The organism is Mesorhizobium sp. M1169 (genome assembly GCF_040318345.1).
Lineage (GTDB): Bacteria > Pseudomonadota > Alphaproteobacteria > Rhizobiales > Rhizobiaceae > Mesorhizobium.
Window position 1 is genome coordinate 150,993 of record NZ_JAMYME010000013.1, and the last position, 15,313, is coordinate 166,305.

Annotated in this window: 18 protein-coding genes and 1 tRNA gene; 9 read left to right on the forward strand and 10 right to left on the reverse strand. The window is 64.1% G+C overall.

Going from position 1 to position 15,313, the window contains the following annotated elements; translation table 11 throughout:
• Nucleotides 1–12: 12 nt before the first annotated feature.
• Genes NKH41_RS15955 through NKH41_RS15965 form a run of 3 tightly spaced genes read right to left on the reverse strand, consistent with a single transcriptional unit; the run spans nt 13 to nt 2,647 of the window.
• Nucleotides 13–909, reverse strand: a complete 897-nt coding sequence (locus NKH41_RS15955; RefSeq protein ID WP_352471453.1) for an HlyC/CorC family transporter — start codon at nt 907–909, stop codon at nt 13–15.
• Nucleotides 906–2,048, reverse strand: coding sequence for a 3-dehydroquinate synthase (aroB, locus tag NKH41_RS15960; protein WP_352770028.1), 1,143 nt, complete (start codon nt 2,046–2,048; stop codon nt 906–908). The genes NKH41_RS15955 and aroB overlap by 4 nt, the downstream gene beginning before the upstream one ends.
• Nucleotides 2,045–2,647 (reverse strand): shikimate kinase, encoded by a 603-nt coding sequence (locus tag NKH41_RS15965; protein ID WP_352770030.1) that lies wholly within the window; start codon nt 2,645–2,647, stop codon nt 2,045–2,047. The genes aroB and NKH41_RS15965 overlap by 4 nt, the downstream gene beginning before the upstream one ends.
• Nucleotides 2,648–2,805: 158 nt before the next feature.
• Between NKH41_RS15965 and NKH41_RS15970 the strand changes: the two genes are divergently transcribed.
• The 5 genes from NKH41_RS15970 to NKH41_RS15990 all read left to right on the forward strand — a co-directional run bounded on the left by NKH41_RS15970 (nt 2,806) and on the right by NKH41_RS15990 (nt 6,726).
• Nucleotides 2,806–2,955, forward strand: a complete 150-nt coding sequence (locus NKH41_RS15970; protein WP_023677884.1) for a hypothetical protein — start codon at nt 2,806–2,808, stop codon at nt 2,953–2,955.
• Complete coding sequence (locus NKH41_RS15975) at nt 2,952–3,860, forward strand: site-specific tyrosine recombinase XerD (protein WP_352770033.1); 909 nt, start codon at nt 2,952–2,954, stop codon at nt 3,858–3,860. Before NKH41_RS15970 ends, NKH41_RS15975 begins: the two co-directional genes overlap by 4 nt.
• A gap of 99 nt (nt 3,861–3,959) precedes the next feature.
• Nucleotides 3,960–4,910 carry an acetyl-CoA carboxylase carboxyltransferase subunit alpha gene (locus NKH41_RS15980; protein ID WP_352770035.1) on the forward strand — a complete coding sequence of 317 codons (951 nt, stop codon included), beginning with the start codon at nt 3,960–3,962 and terminating at the stop codon, nt 4,908–4,910.
• A 212-nt stretch (nt 4,911–5,122) separates the two neighbouring features.
• Nucleotides 5,123–6,448: a L,D-transpeptidase family protein gene (locus NKH41_RS15985; RefSeq protein ID WP_352770058.1), complete on the forward strand. Its 1,326-nt coding sequence runs from the start codon at nt 5,123–5,125 to the stop codon at nt 6,446–6,448.
• Nucleotides 6,449–6,453: 5 nt separating this feature from the next.
• The gene (locus tag NKH41_RS15990) at nt 6,454–6,726 is read left to right on the forward strand and encodes a sulfurtransferase TusA family protein (protein ID WP_352770038.1); all 273 of its coding nucleotides are present in this window, start codon (nt 6,454–6,456) and stop codon (nt 6,724–6,726) included.
• A 153-nt stretch (nt 6,727–6,879) separates the two neighbouring features.
• On the opposite strand, the gene NKH41_RS15995 is transcribed toward NKH41_RS15990, so the two are convergent.
• Complete coding sequence (locus tag NKH41_RS15995) at nt 6,880–8,007, reverse strand: CobW family GTP-binding protein (protein ID WP_352471459.1); 1,128 nt, start codon at nt 8,005–8,007, stop codon at nt 6,880–6,882.
• A gap of 4 nt (nt 8,008–8,011) precedes the next feature.
• A complete protein-coding gene (locus NKH41_RS16000; protein WP_352471494.1) occupies nt 8,012–9,190 on the reverse strand; it encodes a D-alanyl-D-alanine carboxypeptidase family protein in 1,179 nt (392 codons plus the stop codon).
• A 270-nt stretch (nt 9,191–9,460) separates the two neighbouring features.
• Here NKH41_RS16000 and NKH41_RS16005 point away from each other — a divergent pair, with 270 nt between their 5' ends.
• Nucleotides 9,461–10,624 (forward strand): M20 aminoacylase family protein, encoded by a 1,164-nt coding sequence (locus tag NKH41_RS16005; protein WP_352451192.1) that lies wholly within the window; start codon nt 9,461–9,463, stop codon nt 10,622–10,624.
• A 72-nt stretch (nt 10,625–10,696) separates the two neighbouring features.
• Here NKH41_RS16005 and NKH41_RS16010 read toward each other — a convergent pair whose 3' ends face one another.
• The 4 genes from NKH41_RS16010 to NKH41_RS16025 all read right to left on the reverse strand — a co-directional run bounded on the left by NKH41_RS16010 (nt 10,697) and on the right by NKH41_RS16025 (nt 12,265).
• Complete coding sequence (locus NKH41_RS16010; protein ID WP_198023575.1) at nt 10,697–10,840, reverse strand: glycine zipper domain-containing protein; 144 nt, start codon at nt 10,838–10,840, stop codon at nt 10,697–10,699.
• A 41-nt stretch (nt 10,841–10,881) separates the two neighbouring features.
• Entirely contained in the window at nt 10,882–11,172 is a 291-nt protein-coding gene (locus NKH41_RS16015; protein ID WP_352471460.1) for a hypothetical protein, read from the reverse strand.
• Nucleotides 11,173–11,292: 120 nt separating this feature from the next.
• Complete coding sequence (locus NKH41_RS16020) at nt 11,293–11,817, reverse strand: hypothetical protein (protein ID WP_502900161.1); 525 nt, start codon at nt 11,815–11,817, stop codon at nt 11,293–11,295.
• A gap of 121 nt (nt 11,818–11,938) precedes the next feature.
• On the reverse strand, nt 11,939–12,265 hold the full coding sequence (locus tag NKH41_RS16025) for a DUF1330 domain-containing protein (RefSeq protein WP_023677873.1): 327 nt from the start codon (nt 12,263–12,265) through the stop codon (nt 11,939–11,941).
• Between the two features lie 339 nt (nt 12,266–12,604).
• Here NKH41_RS16025 and NKH41_RS16030 point away from each other — a divergent pair, with 339 nt between their 5' ends.
• Nucleotides 12,605–13,297 carry a winged helix-turn-helix transcriptional regulator gene (locus tag NKH41_RS16030; RefSeq protein WP_352457625.1) on the forward strand — a complete coding sequence of 231 codons (693 nt, stop codon included), beginning with the start codon at nt 12,605–12,607 and terminating at the stop codon, nt 13,295–13,297.
• 47 nt (nt 13,298–13,344) lie between these two features.
• A tRNA-Arg gene (locus NKH41_RS16035) sits at nt 13,345–13,421 on the forward strand.
• Here NKH41_RS16035 and NKH41_RS16040 read toward each other — a convergent pair.
• A complete protein-coding gene (locus NKH41_RS16040) occupies nt 13,416–14,321 on the reverse strand; it encodes an alpha/beta fold hydrolase (RefSeq protein ID WP_352471462.1) in 906 nt (301 codons plus the stop codon). The genes NKH41_RS16035 and NKH41_RS16040 overlap by 6 nt on opposite strands.
• Nucleotides 14,322–14,559: 238 nt before the next feature.
• Here NKH41_RS16040 and NKH41_RS16045 point away from each other — a divergent pair, with 238 nt between their 5' ends.
• Complete coding sequence (locus NKH41_RS16045) at nt 14,560–15,201, forward strand: hypothetical protein (protein ID WP_352540221.1); 642 nt, start codon at nt 14,560–14,562, stop codon at nt 15,199–15,201.
• Nucleotides 15,202–15,313 lie beyond the last annotated feature (112 nt).

Here is a 15,313-nt window from a genome sequence, read left to right on the forward strand (position 1 = left end):
AGGTGCGCACTGTCATTCTCCAAGCATCGCCGGCTTGATCCTCAGCCGCGCGATACGGTTCTTGTCGCGCTTCATGACGACGAAGCGCTTGCCGTGAAACGTAAAGGCCTGCTTTTCGTCCGGGATCGACTGCGCCTCGTGGATGACAAGGCCGGCGATGGTGGTGGCTTCCTCGTCCGGCAGGTTCCAGTCGAGCGCCCGATTAAGGTCGCGGATCGGCACCGTGCCGTCGACGACGACGGAGCCGTCGGCCTCCTGCTTGACGCCCTGGATGTCGATGTCGTGCTCGTCGGCGATCTCGCCGACGATCTCCTCGATGATGTCTTCCAGCGTCACCAGCCCTTCAACCTCGCCATATTCGTCGACGACGATGGCGAAATGCGCCTTGCGGCGCAGGAAGGCATTGAGCTGCTCCTGAAGCGTCGTGGTGTCGGGCACGAACCACGGTTTCGACGCGATCTTCATCACGTCGATCCTGGAAAAATCGTTGCCGACCTCGTTCAGCGCGCGCAGCAGATCCTTCGCGTGCAGCACGCCGACAATGTTGTCGAGCGAACCCTTCCACAACGGCATGCGGGTGTGCGGGCTCTGCAGGATCTCGCGCACCACCGCTTCGGGCGGGTCGTCGGCGTTGACGGAGCGCATATTGGTGCGGTGGACCATGACGTCCGACACTTCGAGCTCCTCGAGGTCGAACAGGCCGCCGATGCGGGCGCGGTCCTCGCGCACCACCTGGCCGTCGCGGCGGAAATCGTCGACGGCGCCGCGCAGTTCCTCGCGCGCCGAGCGCTGCGGCTCCATGCGTTGCAGCTCGTAGCCGAAGGCGGCAAGCAGGCGCCGGCGCAAGACGAAGCCCAGCACGCCGAGGCCGGCGAGCACGGCAGCCGCGATCCAGCCAGCCTGGCTCATCCCGGCCGGCTTTCCTGCCGACCCGGATGGTTCTCCCGGAGGAACGCCAGCACTTCCGAGGCCGGCACATCTCTGGCGATGAAGGCATGGCCGACGCCGCGCGTCAGGATGAAGGTCAGCGCGCCGCGCGACACCTTCTTGTCCTGGGTGATGAAGGAGAACAGCGTCTCGGCGTCGGGCAGTTCGCCTGGAATGTCGGCCATCCGCCAGGGCAGACCGGCGGCGCGAAGATGCGCCTCGACACGCGCAGCGTCGTCGGGGCTCGCCAAATTGAGCCTTGACGAAAAGCGGTGGGCCAGCGCCATGCCGATGGCGACGCCCTCGCCATGTACGAGCCTTGCGCCGTCATAGCCGGTCGCCGCCTCCAGCGCATGACCGAAGGTGTGGCCGAGATTGAGCAACGCGCGGTCGCCGGTCTCGAACTCGTCGCGGGCAACGACGTCGGCCTTGGAACGACAGGCCTCGGCGATGGCCGCAGCCCGCTCCGGCCCGCCGGCAAACACTTGACGCCAGTTTTCTTCCAGCCAGGCGAAAAACTCGGGCCGGTCGATCAGCCCATATTTGGCCAGTTCGGCATAGCCGGCGCGAAACTCGCGGATCGGCAGCGTGTCGAGCACTTCGGTGTCGGCCAGCACCAGCTTCGGCTGGTGGAATACCCCGACGAGGTTCTTGCCGCGCTTGCTGTTGATGCCGGTCTTGCCGCCGACGGAGGAATCGACCTGCGCCAGCAGCGAGGTCGGAACCTGCACAAAGTTCATGCCGCGCCGCGCGATGCCGGCGGCGAAGCCGGCCAGGTCGCCGATGACGCCGCCGCCGAGCGCGATGACGACATCGCCGCGCTCCAGCTTGGCGGCCAGCACGCCGTCGACCACCTCCTCGAGATGCGCAAAGCTCTTGGTCTTTTCGCCTGGCGGCAGCGTGATGACGGCATGTTGGATGCCACCGCTTGCCAGGCCGGCCGCAAGCGCTGCGAGATGCGCGGCCGCAACGTTTTCGTCGGTGACGACCGCCGCCCGCGTCCCCGGCAGACGGCGCGAGATCTCGGCGCCGGCGCGTGACAGCAGGCCGGGGCCGATCAAGATATCGTAGGCACGCTCGCCAAGCCCGACTTCGACAGTGACCGTTGCATCAGCGCTCACGACCGCACCTCGTCGATGCCGGCAACGCCGAGATGGCCGCGCAGCGCGTCCACCACTTCAGCGGCGATGATCTCCTTGCGGTCGTCGCGGGTCGGCACGACGACATCGGCCGCGGCATAAACCGGGTAGCGTTCCGCCATCAGCCGTTCCAGCACGGCGCGCGGATCGGCGCTTTTCAGCAGCGGCCGGTTCTGTTTCTTGGAAACGCGCTCCATTAACAGGTCGATCTCGGCCTTCAGCCAAACCGAAACGCCATGGCTGGCGATCGCCTCGCGCGTCTGCGCGTTCATGAAGGCACCGCCGCCGGTCGACAGCACCTGCTGCCCGTGCTCCAGCACACGCAGGATGACGCGCTGCTCCAGTGCCCGGAACTCCGCCTCGCCATAGCGCTCGAACAGGTCCGGGACGCTCATGCGCGAGACGCTTTCGATCTCCTGGTCGCTGTCGATGAAGGGCAGTGCCAGCATCGCCGCCACCTTGCGGCCGATTGCGGTCTTGCCGGCGCCCATCAGCCCGACAAAGACGATGGAACGGCCGCCCAGCCGGCCGAGCAGCGCGGCATGGCTCTCGCCCGGAGGATTTGCTGGTAGCGCGTTCATGCTTCTAGGGCCTCTTTGGCGGCGTATCGACATCAAAAGCCTGTTTGCGTCAAGCGCGGCGCAACCGGGACTATGGGCTTCACCCTTGAATTGGCCGGATTGGCGTCTCATAAGGGCACAGGGTTGGAAATGCAGAATAAGACGACGGGCGAAAATTAATGCCAACACTGTTTCGCTTTGTCGTGACGCTCGCGATTCTGGCCGGCATTGTCTATGGCGCGATGTTCGCCCTGGTCATGTTCGTCGAGCCGAGGAAGGCGGAAATGAGCGTGCGTATCCCTCCGGAAAAGCTCAATCCCAAAAAATGAACAGCGCCGCTCGCATCGAAGCCTTCCTGGAGATGATGAGCGCCGAGCGCGGCGCCGCCGAAAACACGCTTTCCTCCTATCGCCGCGACCTCGAAGACGCTTCCGCCGGGATCGGCGGTGGGCTTGCCGCTGCCACCAGCGCCGACATCCGTGCCTATCTCGACGACATCGCCGCGCGCGGCTTTGCCGCCACCTCGCAGGCGCGCAAATTGTCGGCGATCCGGCAGTTCTTCAAGTTCCTCTATGCCGAGGGCCTGCGCGGCGACGATCCGACCGGCACGCTGGACAGCCCGAAGAAGGGCCGGCCGCTGCCCAAGACGATGAGCGAAGCCGATACCGGCCGGCTGCTCGACCGCGCGGCGCAGGAGGCCTCCATGCATGAAGGCGACAGGCTGGCGGCGCTGCGCCTGCACGCGCTGGTCGAGGTGCTCTACGCCACCGGCTTGCGCGTTTCGGAGCTGGTCGGCCTTCCCGTGACGGTGGCGCAGCGCGACGATCGCTTTTTTATGGTGCGCGGCAAGGGCAACAAGGAGCGCATGGTGCCGCTGTCGGCCAAGGCGCGCACGGCGATGCGGACCTGGCTTGCCGCCCGGGCGGCGGTGCCGGCTCTTGCCGACAGCCCGTTCCTGTTTCCGGCCGCCGCCGACAGCGGCTATCTCTCGAGACAGGTCTTTGCCCGCGAGCTGAAAGGGCTCGGCGCGCGGGCCGGCATTGCCGCCGCGAAGATATCGCCGCATGTGCTACGCCATGCTTTCGCCAGCCATCTCTTGCAGAATGGCGCCGATCTCAGGGCCGTGCAGCAGCTGCTCGGCCATGCCGATATTTCAACGACGCAGATCTACACGCATGTGCTGGAGGAGCGGCTGGTGCGTCTGGTCAACGATCATCATCCGCTTGCCGACTAGGCGTCATATCGCTATGTGAGAACGACGCTCCACCGCGCCCAGCCTGCATTTTCGGGCTTGCGTCAGTCATTGCCTTCCGACTTGCCGGTTCGCCCAAGAATGTACAATTACCTCGATTTCGAAAAGTCTGTGCAGGATCTCGAAGGCAAGATCCTTGAGCTGAAGAAGCTTGCCGAGAACGGCGAGGCGGTCGATGTCGGCGATGAGATCGCCCGTCTCGAGAAGCGCTCGCGCGATGCGCTGCGCGACGCCTACAAGGCGCTGACGCCATGGCAGAAGGTGCAGGTGGCGCGCCATCCGGACAGGCCGCATTGCATCGACTACATCAAGGGCCTGCTTACCGATTTCACGCCGCTTGCCGGCGACCGCAATTTCGGCGAAGACCAGGCGATCGTCGGCGGCTTCGCCCGCTTCCGTGGCGAGCCGGTGGCGATCATCGGCCAGGAGAAGGGTTCCGATACGGCAAGCCGGCTGAAGCATAATTTCGGCTCGGTGCGGCCGGAGGGCTACCGCAAGGCGGTGCGGCTGATGGAACTCGCGGACCGCTTCCAGATCCCGCTGCTGACGCTGGTCGACACGGCCGGCGCCTATCCCGGCGTCAACGCCGAAGAGCGCGGCCAGGCAGAAGCCATCGCCCGCTCGACCTCGGCCTGCCTTGGCCTGAAGGTGCCGTCGATCTCGGTGGTGATCGGCGAAGGCGGCTCGGGCGGCGCCATAGCGATCGCCACCGCCAACCGCGTCTACATGCTCGAACACGCCATCTATTCGGTGATCTCGCCGGAAGGCGCCGCCTCGATCCTGTGGCGCGACACCACGCGGTCCAAGGACGCTGCGACCAACATGAAGATCACGGCGCAGGATCTGTTGGAGCTGAAGATCATCGACGCCATCGTCGCCGAGCCGCTCGGCGGTGCCCATCGCGCCCCCGAAACGGTGATTGCCGCCACCGGCGACCTCATCGCCAGGACGATGAAGGAATTCTCCGGCGCCAACACCGACTTCCGCGAGCATCGCCGCGAGAAATACCTGGCGATGGGCCGCAATCTGTAACGTCCGGCAGGCACGCGGCCCGAAATGTGGCGGCGTGAACCAGTTTTGCCACAAAAATGCCGCCGCATTCGGCTCAGTGGGGTTGCCGTAAGGGGACGCGCCAGCATGATTGCGGTAAGGAATTTTCAAGGTTAACGGGCTTAGGGTCCGTCAGTGGTCAGTTTAGCAGCCGCGGCATCCGCGGCGCAGAGATGAAGACGATAGCCATATCCATGTTTGCCAAGCTTGCCCGCACCGGAGTTCTGATCGCTGCGATCGGCGTCGCCGGCTGCAATGACGCTTCGATGAAGGATTTTGCGCCGCAAGCCAACAAGCCGCTGCCGGACAAGATCCTGGCCGAGATGAAAGCCAAGGGCATGGTCCGCACCTCCTCGGTGATGGCCCGCATCTTCAAGGAAGAAGGCAAGCTCGAAATCTGGAAGGCCAAGACCAACGGCCGCTACGACTTGGTCGCCAGCTACGACATCTGCAAATGGTCGGGCAAGCTCGGGCCGAAGTTCACCGAAGGCGACCGCCAGGCGCCGGAAGGCTTTTACACGGTCCGCCCGGCACAGATGAATCCGCGGTCGAATTACCACCTGTCCTTCAACATCGGCTACCCGAACGCCTATGACCGCGCCAATGGCCGCACTGGTTCCAACCTGATGGTCCATGGCGCCTGCTCGTCGTCTGGCTGCTATTCGATGACCGACGCGCAGATCGAGCAGATCTACGCTTTCGGCCGCGACGCCTTCCAGGGCGGCCAGACCGAGTTCCAGATCCAGGCTTTTCCGTTCCGCATGACCGCAGCCAACATGGCGCGCTATCGCAACGACCCGAACTACGAATTCTGGAAGATGCTGAAGGTCGGCTACGACAATTTCGAGGTCACCAAGGTGCCGCCGAAAGTCGACGTCTGCGAGAAGCGCTACGTCTTCAACCAGGTAGCGGCCGACGGCTCGCCCTTCAATCCGACCGGCGCTTGCCCTGTGACCACCCAGCCCGATTCGCTGAAGAGCGCCATCAACGCCTATCAAAGCACCTATGAGGCGGCCTTCAACGGCGCCGTCAAGGCCAGCGTGCCGGCACCCAAGCCGACCATCGCCGGGATCAAGGAAGCCAGCATCGTTTCCGACTGGTCGAAGCGGCGTGCCCGCGGCGAACGCGTTCCGATCGAGCCGCCCTCGCTCAACCCGGACGGCACGGTGGCCGAAACGGCGCGCATGGGCCGCATCGATTCGCCGGCGGGCCGCAAGATGGCGGCGCTCGACGCCGAAAAGGCCGCCAAGCAGAAGGCCGAGGAACAGCGGCTTGCCGCGATAGAAGCGGCGAAGGCAGCGAAAGCGGCAGCCAAGGCACAGGCCCTGGCCGAGAAGGAAGCTGCCAAAGCCCAGGCGCTCGCCGAAAAGGAAGCTGCCAAGACCGCCGCAGAGATGCCTGTCGCCACCGCCACCGTAGCGCCATCGGACGCCGCCCCGGCAGTCGAAACGCAGGCTGCGGACGCCGAAAGCACGGCGACAAGGTTGAAGAAAAAGCTGCTCGGCATGTTTGGCGGCTGAACTTCATGCTTGAGCAAGAAGATGGGGGCCAGGAAGACAGGCCCTCAACCAGCCCCGCCGCCGTCTACGACCTCAAAGGCTTGAACTGCCCGTTGCCCGTGCTCAAGGCAAAAAAGCGCCTGGCCGCAATGCAGCCGGGCAGCCGCCTGTGGCTCGAAACCACCGACCCGCTCGCCGTCATCGACATTCCCGCCTTCTGCGCCGAGAGCGGCCATCGGCTGATCGAAACGACGACGATGGCAGGCGGCCACCGCTTCCTGGTCGAGCGCGGCGGCTGAACGCGTAATCTCCCCCCCTTGAGGGGGAGATGGCCGGCAGGCCAGAGGGGGTCGCCGCGCGTGAAGCACCAAGTTTCGTCCCACAGGGGGTCGCGCCAGCCGAGGCGACCCCCTCTGTCGCCTTCGGCGACATCTCCCCCTCAAGGGGGGAGATCACGATCCGGCAATAGCCAGCGGGTTGCTTTCCAGTGCTGCGCGATCCGGCGTGTCGATCGACGGCCGGTTGGTGAAGGCGGCGAACAGCCGCCGGACATAGTCTTCGGGCATGTCGAGCGTGATCAGCACCAGTCTGGTGCCGCGCTGGCTGTCCGGCCAGGCCGGCAGTTGCACCGGCGGATGCAGGATCTTCTGCACGCCATGGATAACCAGCGGCCGCGACCGGTCTTCTGCAAGCTCGATGACGCCTTTCATCCGCAAAAGGCGCTCGCCATGCGCCGAGCGCAACAGATCGAGGAACATCTCGATTGCCGAAAACGGCACCGGCCCGTCATGAACCAGCGAATACGAACGCACACGGGAATCGTGCCTGTGGTCATGGTGATCATGGTCGGCATGGTCATGCTCGTCGTGATCATGCCCGTCGTGATCATGCCCGCCGTGGTCATGGTCGTGGCCGGCTTGTTCGCCCAGCCAACGCTGCACATCGACGGATTTGGTGGCCGGATTGTAGAGGCCGCTATCGAACAGGGTCGCGGTGCTTGCCTCGCCCGCGTCGAGCACCACGGCGCCCGGGTTGAGCTGCCTGAGCCGCGCCCGCAACGCCTCGACATCGCCTGCATCCGTGGTCAGGTCGGCCTTGCTGAGCACCATGCGATCGGCGACGGCCACCTGCTTCACCGCCTCGACATGCGCATCGAGCGTCGCATTGCCGTTGACGGCATCGACCAGGGTGATGACGCCGTCGAGCCGGAAGGCCTGGACCAGGGCGGGGTGTGCCATGATCGACTGCAGTACGGGGGCGGGATCGGCGAGCCCGGTGGTCTCGACGATGACGCGGGCAAGCCGGTCGATGCGGCCGGTCTGCAGCCGGTCGACGAGGTCAGCCAGCGTGTCGACCAGCTCGCCGCGCACCGTGCAGCAGAGACAGCCGTCGGAGAGCTGGATGATGCCGTCGGAGGCCTGCTCGACCAGGAGATGGTCGATCGCCACCTCGCCGAACTCGTTGATGATGACGGCGGTGTCGGCGAGCGCCGGATCCCGGAGCAGCCGGTTGAGCAGCGTCGTCTTGCCGGCACCGAGAAAGCCGGTGAGCACCGAAACGGGGATCGGGAAGCCGGCCATGCGGCTAGTTCAGCGCCTTGGCCGGCTGCTGGACCTGCGCGGCGGTGGCGGATCCGGCCACAACTGGCTCGGCGCCGGCCGGCGGCGCCCGGTCCGGCCGCCATGTCGGCAGCGGCACGTCGGCATATTCCTGCCCGGAAGCGTCGACCATCGCCTTCGGCTTCGGCCCCGTGGCGCCGCCGAGGCCGACGGCGATCAGCGTCGGCACATGGTCGAGCTTTTCCTGATAGGGCGATTTCGGCACGTCCTTGCCCTTGTCGCCGACCGCGGGGGCGGCCTCCGACTGCTCCTCGACCGGCTTCTTCTTGCAGATTTCGTCATTCATGTCGTTGGCCGACATGGTGTCCCCATAGGCGGGCAGCGCCGCGACCGTCAGCCAGCTCGGCGCCGGGGTTGCAAAACCCTGGTCGAGCAGTTTTGCCGCCGCCTCGGCGCGGGTGACTGCCGATCGTTCGCCGAGCACCACGGCGACCAGGGTGCGGCCGTTGCGGGTCGCCGAGCCGATCATGTTGAAACCGGACGAGCAGACGAAACCCGTCTTCATGCCGTCGGCACCCGGATAGCGGCCGATCAGCAGGTTGTAGTTGGAGATCGCCTTCTTGCCGACGGCAAGGCCTTCGATCGAGAACCAGGGGGCATATTGCGGAAATTCCTTGCGAATCGCCATCACCAGCAAAGCGAGATCGCGCGCCGTCGTATACTGGTCCGGCGAATAGAGCCCGTTCGGATTGACGAAATGGGACCCGCTCATGCCGAGCCTCTGCGCTTCGGCGTTCATGCGCTCGGCGAAAGCCGCTTGCGAACCGCCGATATTCTCGCCGACCGCCATGGCGATATCGTTGGCCGATTTGACCAGCATCATCTTCAGCGCATTGTCCAACCGCATCACCGAGCCCGGCTTGAAGCCCATCTTGCTCGGCGGCTCGCCGGCGGAATGTTTCGTTACCTTGATCGGCGAATCGAGCTGGACCTCGCCCGCGGCAATCGCCCGAAACGCCACATAGGCGGTCATCAGCTTGGTCAGCGACGCCGGGTACCAGCGCCTGAACGCCTCCTTGTGCTGCAGGATCTTGCCGCTGTTCAGGTCGAACAGGATTGTCGGATTGGCCAAGGCAGGCCCGGCCAGCGACGCAAGCACCACCGTGCCCGCCACCAACAGTCTGAGGAAATGCCTGTAGCGCATCATGAAAACCGAAATAGCCTCTTGCCGCAGTCGCACCTGGCTCCGTAAGATTTCGTTACACGATCGCCAGGATAATGGTCCGGCCCTCTGTTCCCGGACCACAGTCGCGGTGCTATTTACTCTATGTGACGTCAACATGGCAAAGTGCTGCCGATCACAATGTGGAAGCAGCAGCACAATGCAAAGCAGCGTGCATGGTTGCAAGGCAGCAGGCACAATTGCAAAGCAGCAGGCCAAGACCGCCTGCTCCAACAGCGAAATGGAACCATCATGCCGATCCTGAACCGAGCCGCCGAAATGCAGGACGAGGTGGCCGGCTGGCGCCGCCATTTGCACCAGACGCCGGAGCTGAATTTCGACGTCTTCAAGACCGCCGCTTTCGTCACCGAGAAGCTGAAGGCTTTCGGCTGCGACGATATCGTGACGGGTTTGGGCAAGACCGGCGTCGTCGGCATCATCCGCGGCCGCCACGGCGAAGGGTCGACCATCGGCCTGCGCGCCGACATGGATGCCCTGCCGCTCAACGAGATCACCGGCAAATCCTATGCCTCGACCGTCCCCGGCAAGATGCACGCCTGCGGCCATGACGGCCACACCGCTATGTTGTTGGGTGCCGCCAAATACCTCGCCGAAACGCGCAATTTCGCCGGCTCCGTCGCGGTCATCTTCCAGCCGGCCGAAGAAGGCGGCGGCGGCGGCAACGAGATGGTCAAGGACGGTATGATGGAGCGCTTCGGTATCTCCAAGGTTTTCGGCATGCACAACATGCCGGGCCTGCCGGTCGGCCAGTTCGCCATCAGGCCGGGCCCGATCATGGCGGCGACCGCCGAATTCACCATCACCGTCAAGGGCCGGGGCGGCCACGCGGCGATGCCGCACGGCACCATCGATCCGATCGTCATCACCAGCCAACTCGTCGGCGCATTGCAGACGATCGCCTCGCGCAGCACAGATCCGGTCGAGGCGGTGGTCGTCTCGGTGACGAAATTCCATGCCGGCGACGCCTATAACGTCATTCCCGAGACCGCCGAGATCGCCGGCACCGTACGCACGCTGAAGAAGGAAGTCGCCAAGAAGGCAGAGGAGCGCATCCGCGCACTTTGCCAAGGCCTGGGCGCTGCCTTCGGCGCGACAATCGAGGTTGATTACAATGCCAATTACCCCGTCACCTTCAACCATCCGGAAGAGACGGTCTTTGCCAGCGACATCGCGGCCGACGTCGCCGGCGACAGCCATGTGCACCGCGCCATCCAGCCGGTGATGGGCGGCGAGGATTTCTCCTACATGCTTGAAGCGCGGCCGGGCGCCTTCATCTTCATCGGCAACGGCGATACCGCCGGCCTGCACAACCCAGCCTACGACTTCAACGACGAGGTCATCCCGCACGGCATGAGCTATTGGGTGAAGCTGGCGGAAACAGCGCTGGCGGCGTAGCCATTCGGCATCGGCGGTGCGGCAACCGCCGCACCTCTGGGCGGCAAAACCGGGCAGGACATGTTCTGCTGGTCACTTCCGGCCGGACGACTTCCGGGCAAGGCCGAAGGCAATGCCCAGAGCAATACCTATACCGATGCCCGCAACAATGTTGTCCAACACGACGCCGATAGCCACGCCGATCACGACGCCGAGTGTGAGGTGTTTGGCATCCATTATGCCCGGTCATGTAGCGTGGAAGGGAAGAGCCGCAACCGCTACGGTCCGCTCTTCGGATCCTCGACCTCCAGCGCCTCCATGACCGGCGCCAGCTCATTGTCGTCGGCAGCCTGCGGCTCTTCGCCTGTCCTCGCCTTCTTCAGGGCTGCCTCGATCGCCTCCTGGATATTGCCGAGTTCGTCTTCGCGAACCTCGTGGCCATAGCCGGCAGCGTCGGCGTCCTGCTCGAATTGCTGCGCCAGAACGGCGACGCTCACCTCGCTCTCGGCCGGCAAATTGCCGACATTCTCCTGCAGCCACGTTTGAAAGAACTCTTTGGTGGCGCTCATGCGGTGTCTCCTTCGGGACACTAAAGCGCGCCGGCGTCCCGAAAGTTCCGCTATCCCGACCTCTTTGGGGCCTGCTCCCACATTCGGCCAGGCGGCGTTGGCGCCGCCTGGCTCGGCTGCTTACTGGCTGACAGCAGTCGTCGGTTCGCACGACACGTTCGGGTTCATGTCCGCGAACGCGCCGGTCGGGTTGCCCTTCCAGGCCCAGACATGCAGCTCGTAGAACGGGCCGAGGCCGTAGCGGTTGGGGGCGCTGTTGAAGTTGAACAGATGCCCATCGAGCGAGGCCGGGCCTTTCGAGGTGATGTATTCGACCGCGATCAGTTTTAGCGTGCCGTCGGCCATCGGCTCGTACATCACCGCTTCCGGCTTGGCGACATCGACCGCGTCGTCCTTGAGGTAGCCGGGATTGACATAGTGGATGCCCATGGCGCCGCCGGTGATGCCGCTGGCGCAGGGAATGGGCGCGTAGCCCTCGGCGGTCGCCGCCGCCACATTCTCGAAGCGGCTGTTGGCCGCGCGTACCTTGTCGGCCAGCGGATTGGGACCGGGCGCGGGCGCTGCCTGATGCGCCTGCGCCAGCGCGGTGCAGGCCGACAGCAGCGCCGCGGCAGCGAGGAACTTGTTGCGAAAGTTGATTGTCATAGTCATTCCATTCTTCTTGAAAAGCACAGCCCGGCCGGCCGCCGGAAGTAAGGAGGTCCGGCAGGTGGGCGCTGTGGCTGTTGTTGCTGGGAGATCCCTGTCCCGATGCGACGAATGCCGATCATCCCTTCGGCAGATAGGGGATGGTTCCGGCCAGATCGGAGTTGTCGATCAGCTGGAAACGGCTGTCGCTGCCGCCCTGACGGGCCGAAACGAACGGCGCGTAGGCAGGATCGTCGGTGAAGGCGCGCGCCGCGGCCTCGGTCGGGAACGCCATCAAGGCAATCAGCGTCGTGTCGAGCGGCTTGCCTTCGAGCGTCTTCACATTGCCGCTGCGCGACAGATATCTGCCGCCGTGCTTGTGAACGAGGTCGTGGACCGACGCGGCATAGGCCGGCATCCACTTCGGGTCCCTCACCTTGATGTCTGCGATAACGTAAGCGGTCATGGGTCATGTCTCCTGGTCGTGCACAGGGGTATCCCGTGCAGCGGCAGAGGGGTCGCATGGCAAGGGTCGCGCCAGCCAGTCCCCGATCTGTACTGGTGTGGCGAATCCGAAATTCGCATTCACTTTGGAGCTACGCAGCGAGCGAATTTCGGATTCAAAAGCCACACCAGCAAGTGCTTGGATTTCCAGTGTGGTTTTGGATTTGAAGTTCCTAACGCTGATGCCACCCAGAAAGCAGGAACTTCGATTCCACCGCACTGGGCCGGTACAGTTTCTGTACTCGCCGCGTCGCTGGGAAAGGCCTATGGTTCCGGCGGAGTTTGAGGGGAAGGCAACATCGTGACCCAGTCCGGATACAAACAGTTCTGCCCGTTATCGATGGCCGCGGAGGTGCTGTGCACCCGCTGGACCATGGTTCTGCTTCGCGAATTGGTGGCGGGCTCGACCCGTTTCAACGATCTGCGCCGCGGCGTCCCCAAAATGTCGCCGACCCTTCTGTCGCAACGGCTCAAGGAGCTCGAACTGGCCGGGATCGTCGAGCGCAAGGAGGTGCGCGGCGAGAAAGGCATCTTCGAATACCGGATGACCGAGGCAGGCAGGGATCTCCGTTCCGTCGTCGAGGCGATGGGTTTTTGGGGCCAGAAATGGGTCGAGTCGCGGCTGTCGCTGAAGAACCTCGATCCATCGCTGCTGATGTGGGACATGCGGCGCAATCTCAACGCGTCGCCGCTGCCCGACGGGCGCACGGTGATACAATTTCTGTATCAGGAGCTCCCCGCCTCCAAGCGGTCATGGTGGCTGATCGTCGAGAAGCACGGCGAGGTCGACCTCTGCTGGTACGATCCGGGCTTCGATGTCGATCTCTACGTCTCGACCGACCTGCACACCATGACCGAAATCTGGATGGGGCTGATCACCGTCGAGAAGGCCGGGCCGAAAGTCATCTTGACGGGCGACCAGGACATCGCGCGCAAAATGCAGACCTGGCTCGGCCTGAGCCCGTTCGCGGTCGAACCCAAGCGAGCGGCCTAGCTGCCTCTTGGCGAAACGTCCCGAAGCGGTTATGTGTCGGGCCGCGTGGTCCCGTAGCTCAGTAGGATAGAGCGGCAGATTCCTAATCTGTAGGTCACAGGTTCGATTCCTGTCGGGATCACCACGCTTTCAACTGGTTACCTGACGGTCGCGTCGGTGCTCGGCTGTGAACGCGTGCGAGGAAGTCGCGCACCAACGCAAGCGCCTCATCGAAATGGGTTTCCAGTAGCCAGTGGCCGGCGCCATCGAGGAGATGGAGCTCTGCTTGCGGCAAGTCGCGCTTGTAGGCGCGGGCCGATGCGGCCGGCATATAGCCATCCTCGGGACCCCAGACGATCAGTGTCGGTGGTTGCCGTTCGCGCAGATAAGCCTGGTATTTCGGGAACCAGTTGAGGTTCGCCTCCAGCTTCTCCATCAGGCCGACCGCAAGCCGCCGACGGGGCGGCGTGTCCATCAGAGGCCAATGGAGTTTCCACAGATCCGGTGGCACGCGCTCGGCCACGGCCTCGCCAACCTCACCGATGAACTCGTGCCGGAAGCCCTCCTCGCTCACCGCTTCTTCCAGCGGGCGATGCTTGTCGGGCGTCTTGTCGTTCCAATACGCCTTGATGGCTGCGTATTTCGGGCCGAGCACGTCTTCGTAGATGTCGCCGTTTTGGATGATAAGCGCGGCAACGCGCTCCGGATAGGCGATGGCGTGGCGCAATCCGATCTGCGAGCCGTAATCGTGCAGCCAGAGCGCATAGTGAGACAGGCCGAGCGCGTCCGCGAAAGCCGCCAAAAACCCGGCATAGGTCTCGAAATCGTAGCCGAATGCAGCCATGTCGGGCGTAGCGCTGTAGCCGAAGCCAGGAAAATCCGGGGCGAACGTGTGCCAGCGATCAGCCAGTCCGGGCATCAGCCTTCGAAACTGATAGGACGAACAGGGATAGCCGTGCGGCAGCAGAAGCACCGGAGCGTCGGCCGGGCCTTCCTCGCGAAAGAAGACAGTAATTCCGTCAACTCTGATTTGGCGGTGTCGCAACTTTGCCTCCTCGATCGAAAGGCTCCGAAAATGACTGGTAACCCCCGCATCCCGTTGTGAGCGCCTGGATCCGAAACTCATGATCAGGTCGAGGGTTCCCGGTCGCGCCGGTGACAGCGGCCAAGGAACCTGCCGCCGATCAGATCGTTTCGCGGTATCTGGCTAAGGCCAATCGGAGCGGAGGCAGACATGCCGCATGCTCACAATCGCGGGACACCGAACATCGGCAAAGTCTGCCGTGGATTCGGGCCTTGGCGCGATGCTGCGTGACGTCGATTATGTCCTGCAAAAACTCGACTGGATGCGCGCCGAAGGCATCTGGCCCAACGGCTTGCGGTATCTGTGGACCGATGCATTCGGAGTCGTGCTCTACGTCTCGCTTTATGCGGAAACTGGCGAACAGCGCTGGCTGGACGAGGCCGAGCGGCTGGTGGCCGATGTCGAGCGTGTGCTCGGCCGCCGGCGCGGACTGAGGATCGGCGAAGCGGCGGATCGCGACGGCCAGTACTTCCACTATCTGGCGATGTGGCTGTTTGCTTTGGCGCGTCTCGGCGATCTGAAGCCGGAATACCGCAAGCGCGGCATTGCGCTGGCGCGGGACATTCACCCGGCGTTTGTGGTCCCTGGCCGCGGCGTGATCTGGAAGATGCAGGAGGATCTGAGCAGCCCATATCCTGGCTATGGTCTCGGCAGCATGGATGCCTATGACGGCTACGTGGCGAAGCGGTTTGCCGAACTGGAAAAATGGGCGAGAAAGAACCTTTCGGTCGGCGACGTCGTGGGGCGCTGGTGCAATGAGGATTATGATACGGCCGACAGGATTCCATATGCCGGCGAGCCCGATCCAAAAATGGGCTCAAGCGCGACCCGGCGATCGTAATCATTGCCGCGATCATGCGCGGCGCCGAGGGAGCGCGGCGGTTGCGCCGGTCATCACCTTGACCGAGCTCATCGGCAATCCCATCCGCGCCCTGGCCTTCCGGCGCGACATC

What these genes read in the sequence shown, in the direction of transcription:
- NKH41_RS15955 (WP_352471453.1), bottom strand. Translation starts at nt 909, where the DNA reads ATGAGCCAGGCTGGCTGGATCGCGGCTGCCGTGCTCGCCGGCCTCGGC.
- NKH41_RS15965 (WP_352770030.1), bottom strand. Translation starts at nt 2,647, where the DNA reads ATGAACGCGCTACCAGCAAATCCTCCGGGCGAGAGCCATGCCGCGCTG.
- NKH41_RS15970 (WP_023677884.1), top strand. Translation starts at nt 2,806, where the DNA reads ATGCCAACACTGTTTCGCTTTGTCGTGACGCTCGCGATTCTGGCCGGC.
- NKH41_RS15975 (WP_352770033.1), top strand. Translation starts at nt 2,952, where the DNA reads ATGAACAGCGCCGCTCGCATCGAAGCCTTCCTGGAGATGATGAGCGCC.
- NKH41_RS15980 (WP_352770035.1), top strand. Translation starts at nt 3,960, where the DNA reads ATGTACAATTACCTCGATTTCGAAAAGTCTGTGCAGGATCTCGAAGGC.
- NKH41_RS15985 (WP_352770058.1), top strand. Translation starts at nt 5,123, where the DNA reads ATGTTTGCCAAGCTTGCCCGCACCGGAGTTCTGATCGCTGCGATCGGC.
- NKH41_RS15990 (WP_352770038.1), top strand. Translation starts at nt 6,454, where the DNA reads ATGCTTGAGCAAGAAGATGGGGGCCAGGAAGACAGGCCCTCAACCAGC.
- NKH41_RS15995 (WP_352471459.1), bottom strand. Translation starts at nt 8,007, where the DNA reads ATGGCCGGCTTCCCGATCCCCGTTTCGGTGCTCACCGGCTTTCTCGGT.
- NKH41_RS16000 (WP_352471494.1), bottom strand. Translation starts at nt 9,190, where the DNA reads ATGCGCTACAGGCATTTCCTCAGACTGTTGGTGGCGGGCACGGTGGTG.
- NKH41_RS16005 (WP_352451192.1), top strand. Translation starts at nt 9,461, where the DNA reads ATGCCGATCCTGAACCGAGCCGCCGAAATGCAGGACGAGGTGGCCGGC.
- NKH41_RS16010 (WP_198023575.1), bottom strand. Translation starts at nt 10,840, where the DNA reads ATGGATGCCAAACACCTCACACTCGGCGTCGTGATCGGCGTGGCTATC.
- NKH41_RS16015 (WP_352471460.1), bottom strand. Translation starts at nt 11,172, where the DNA reads ATGAGCGCCACCAAAGAGTTCTTTCAAACGTGGCTGCAGGAGAATGTC.
- NKH41_RS16020 (WP_502900161.1), bottom strand. Translation starts at nt 11,817, where the DNA reads ATGACAATCAACTTTCGCAACAAGTTCCTCGCTGCCGCGGCGCTGCTG.
- NKH41_RS16025 (WP_023677873.1), bottom strand. Translation starts at nt 12,265, where the DNA reads ATGACCGCTTACGTTATCGCAGACATCAAGGTGAGGGACCCGAAGTGG.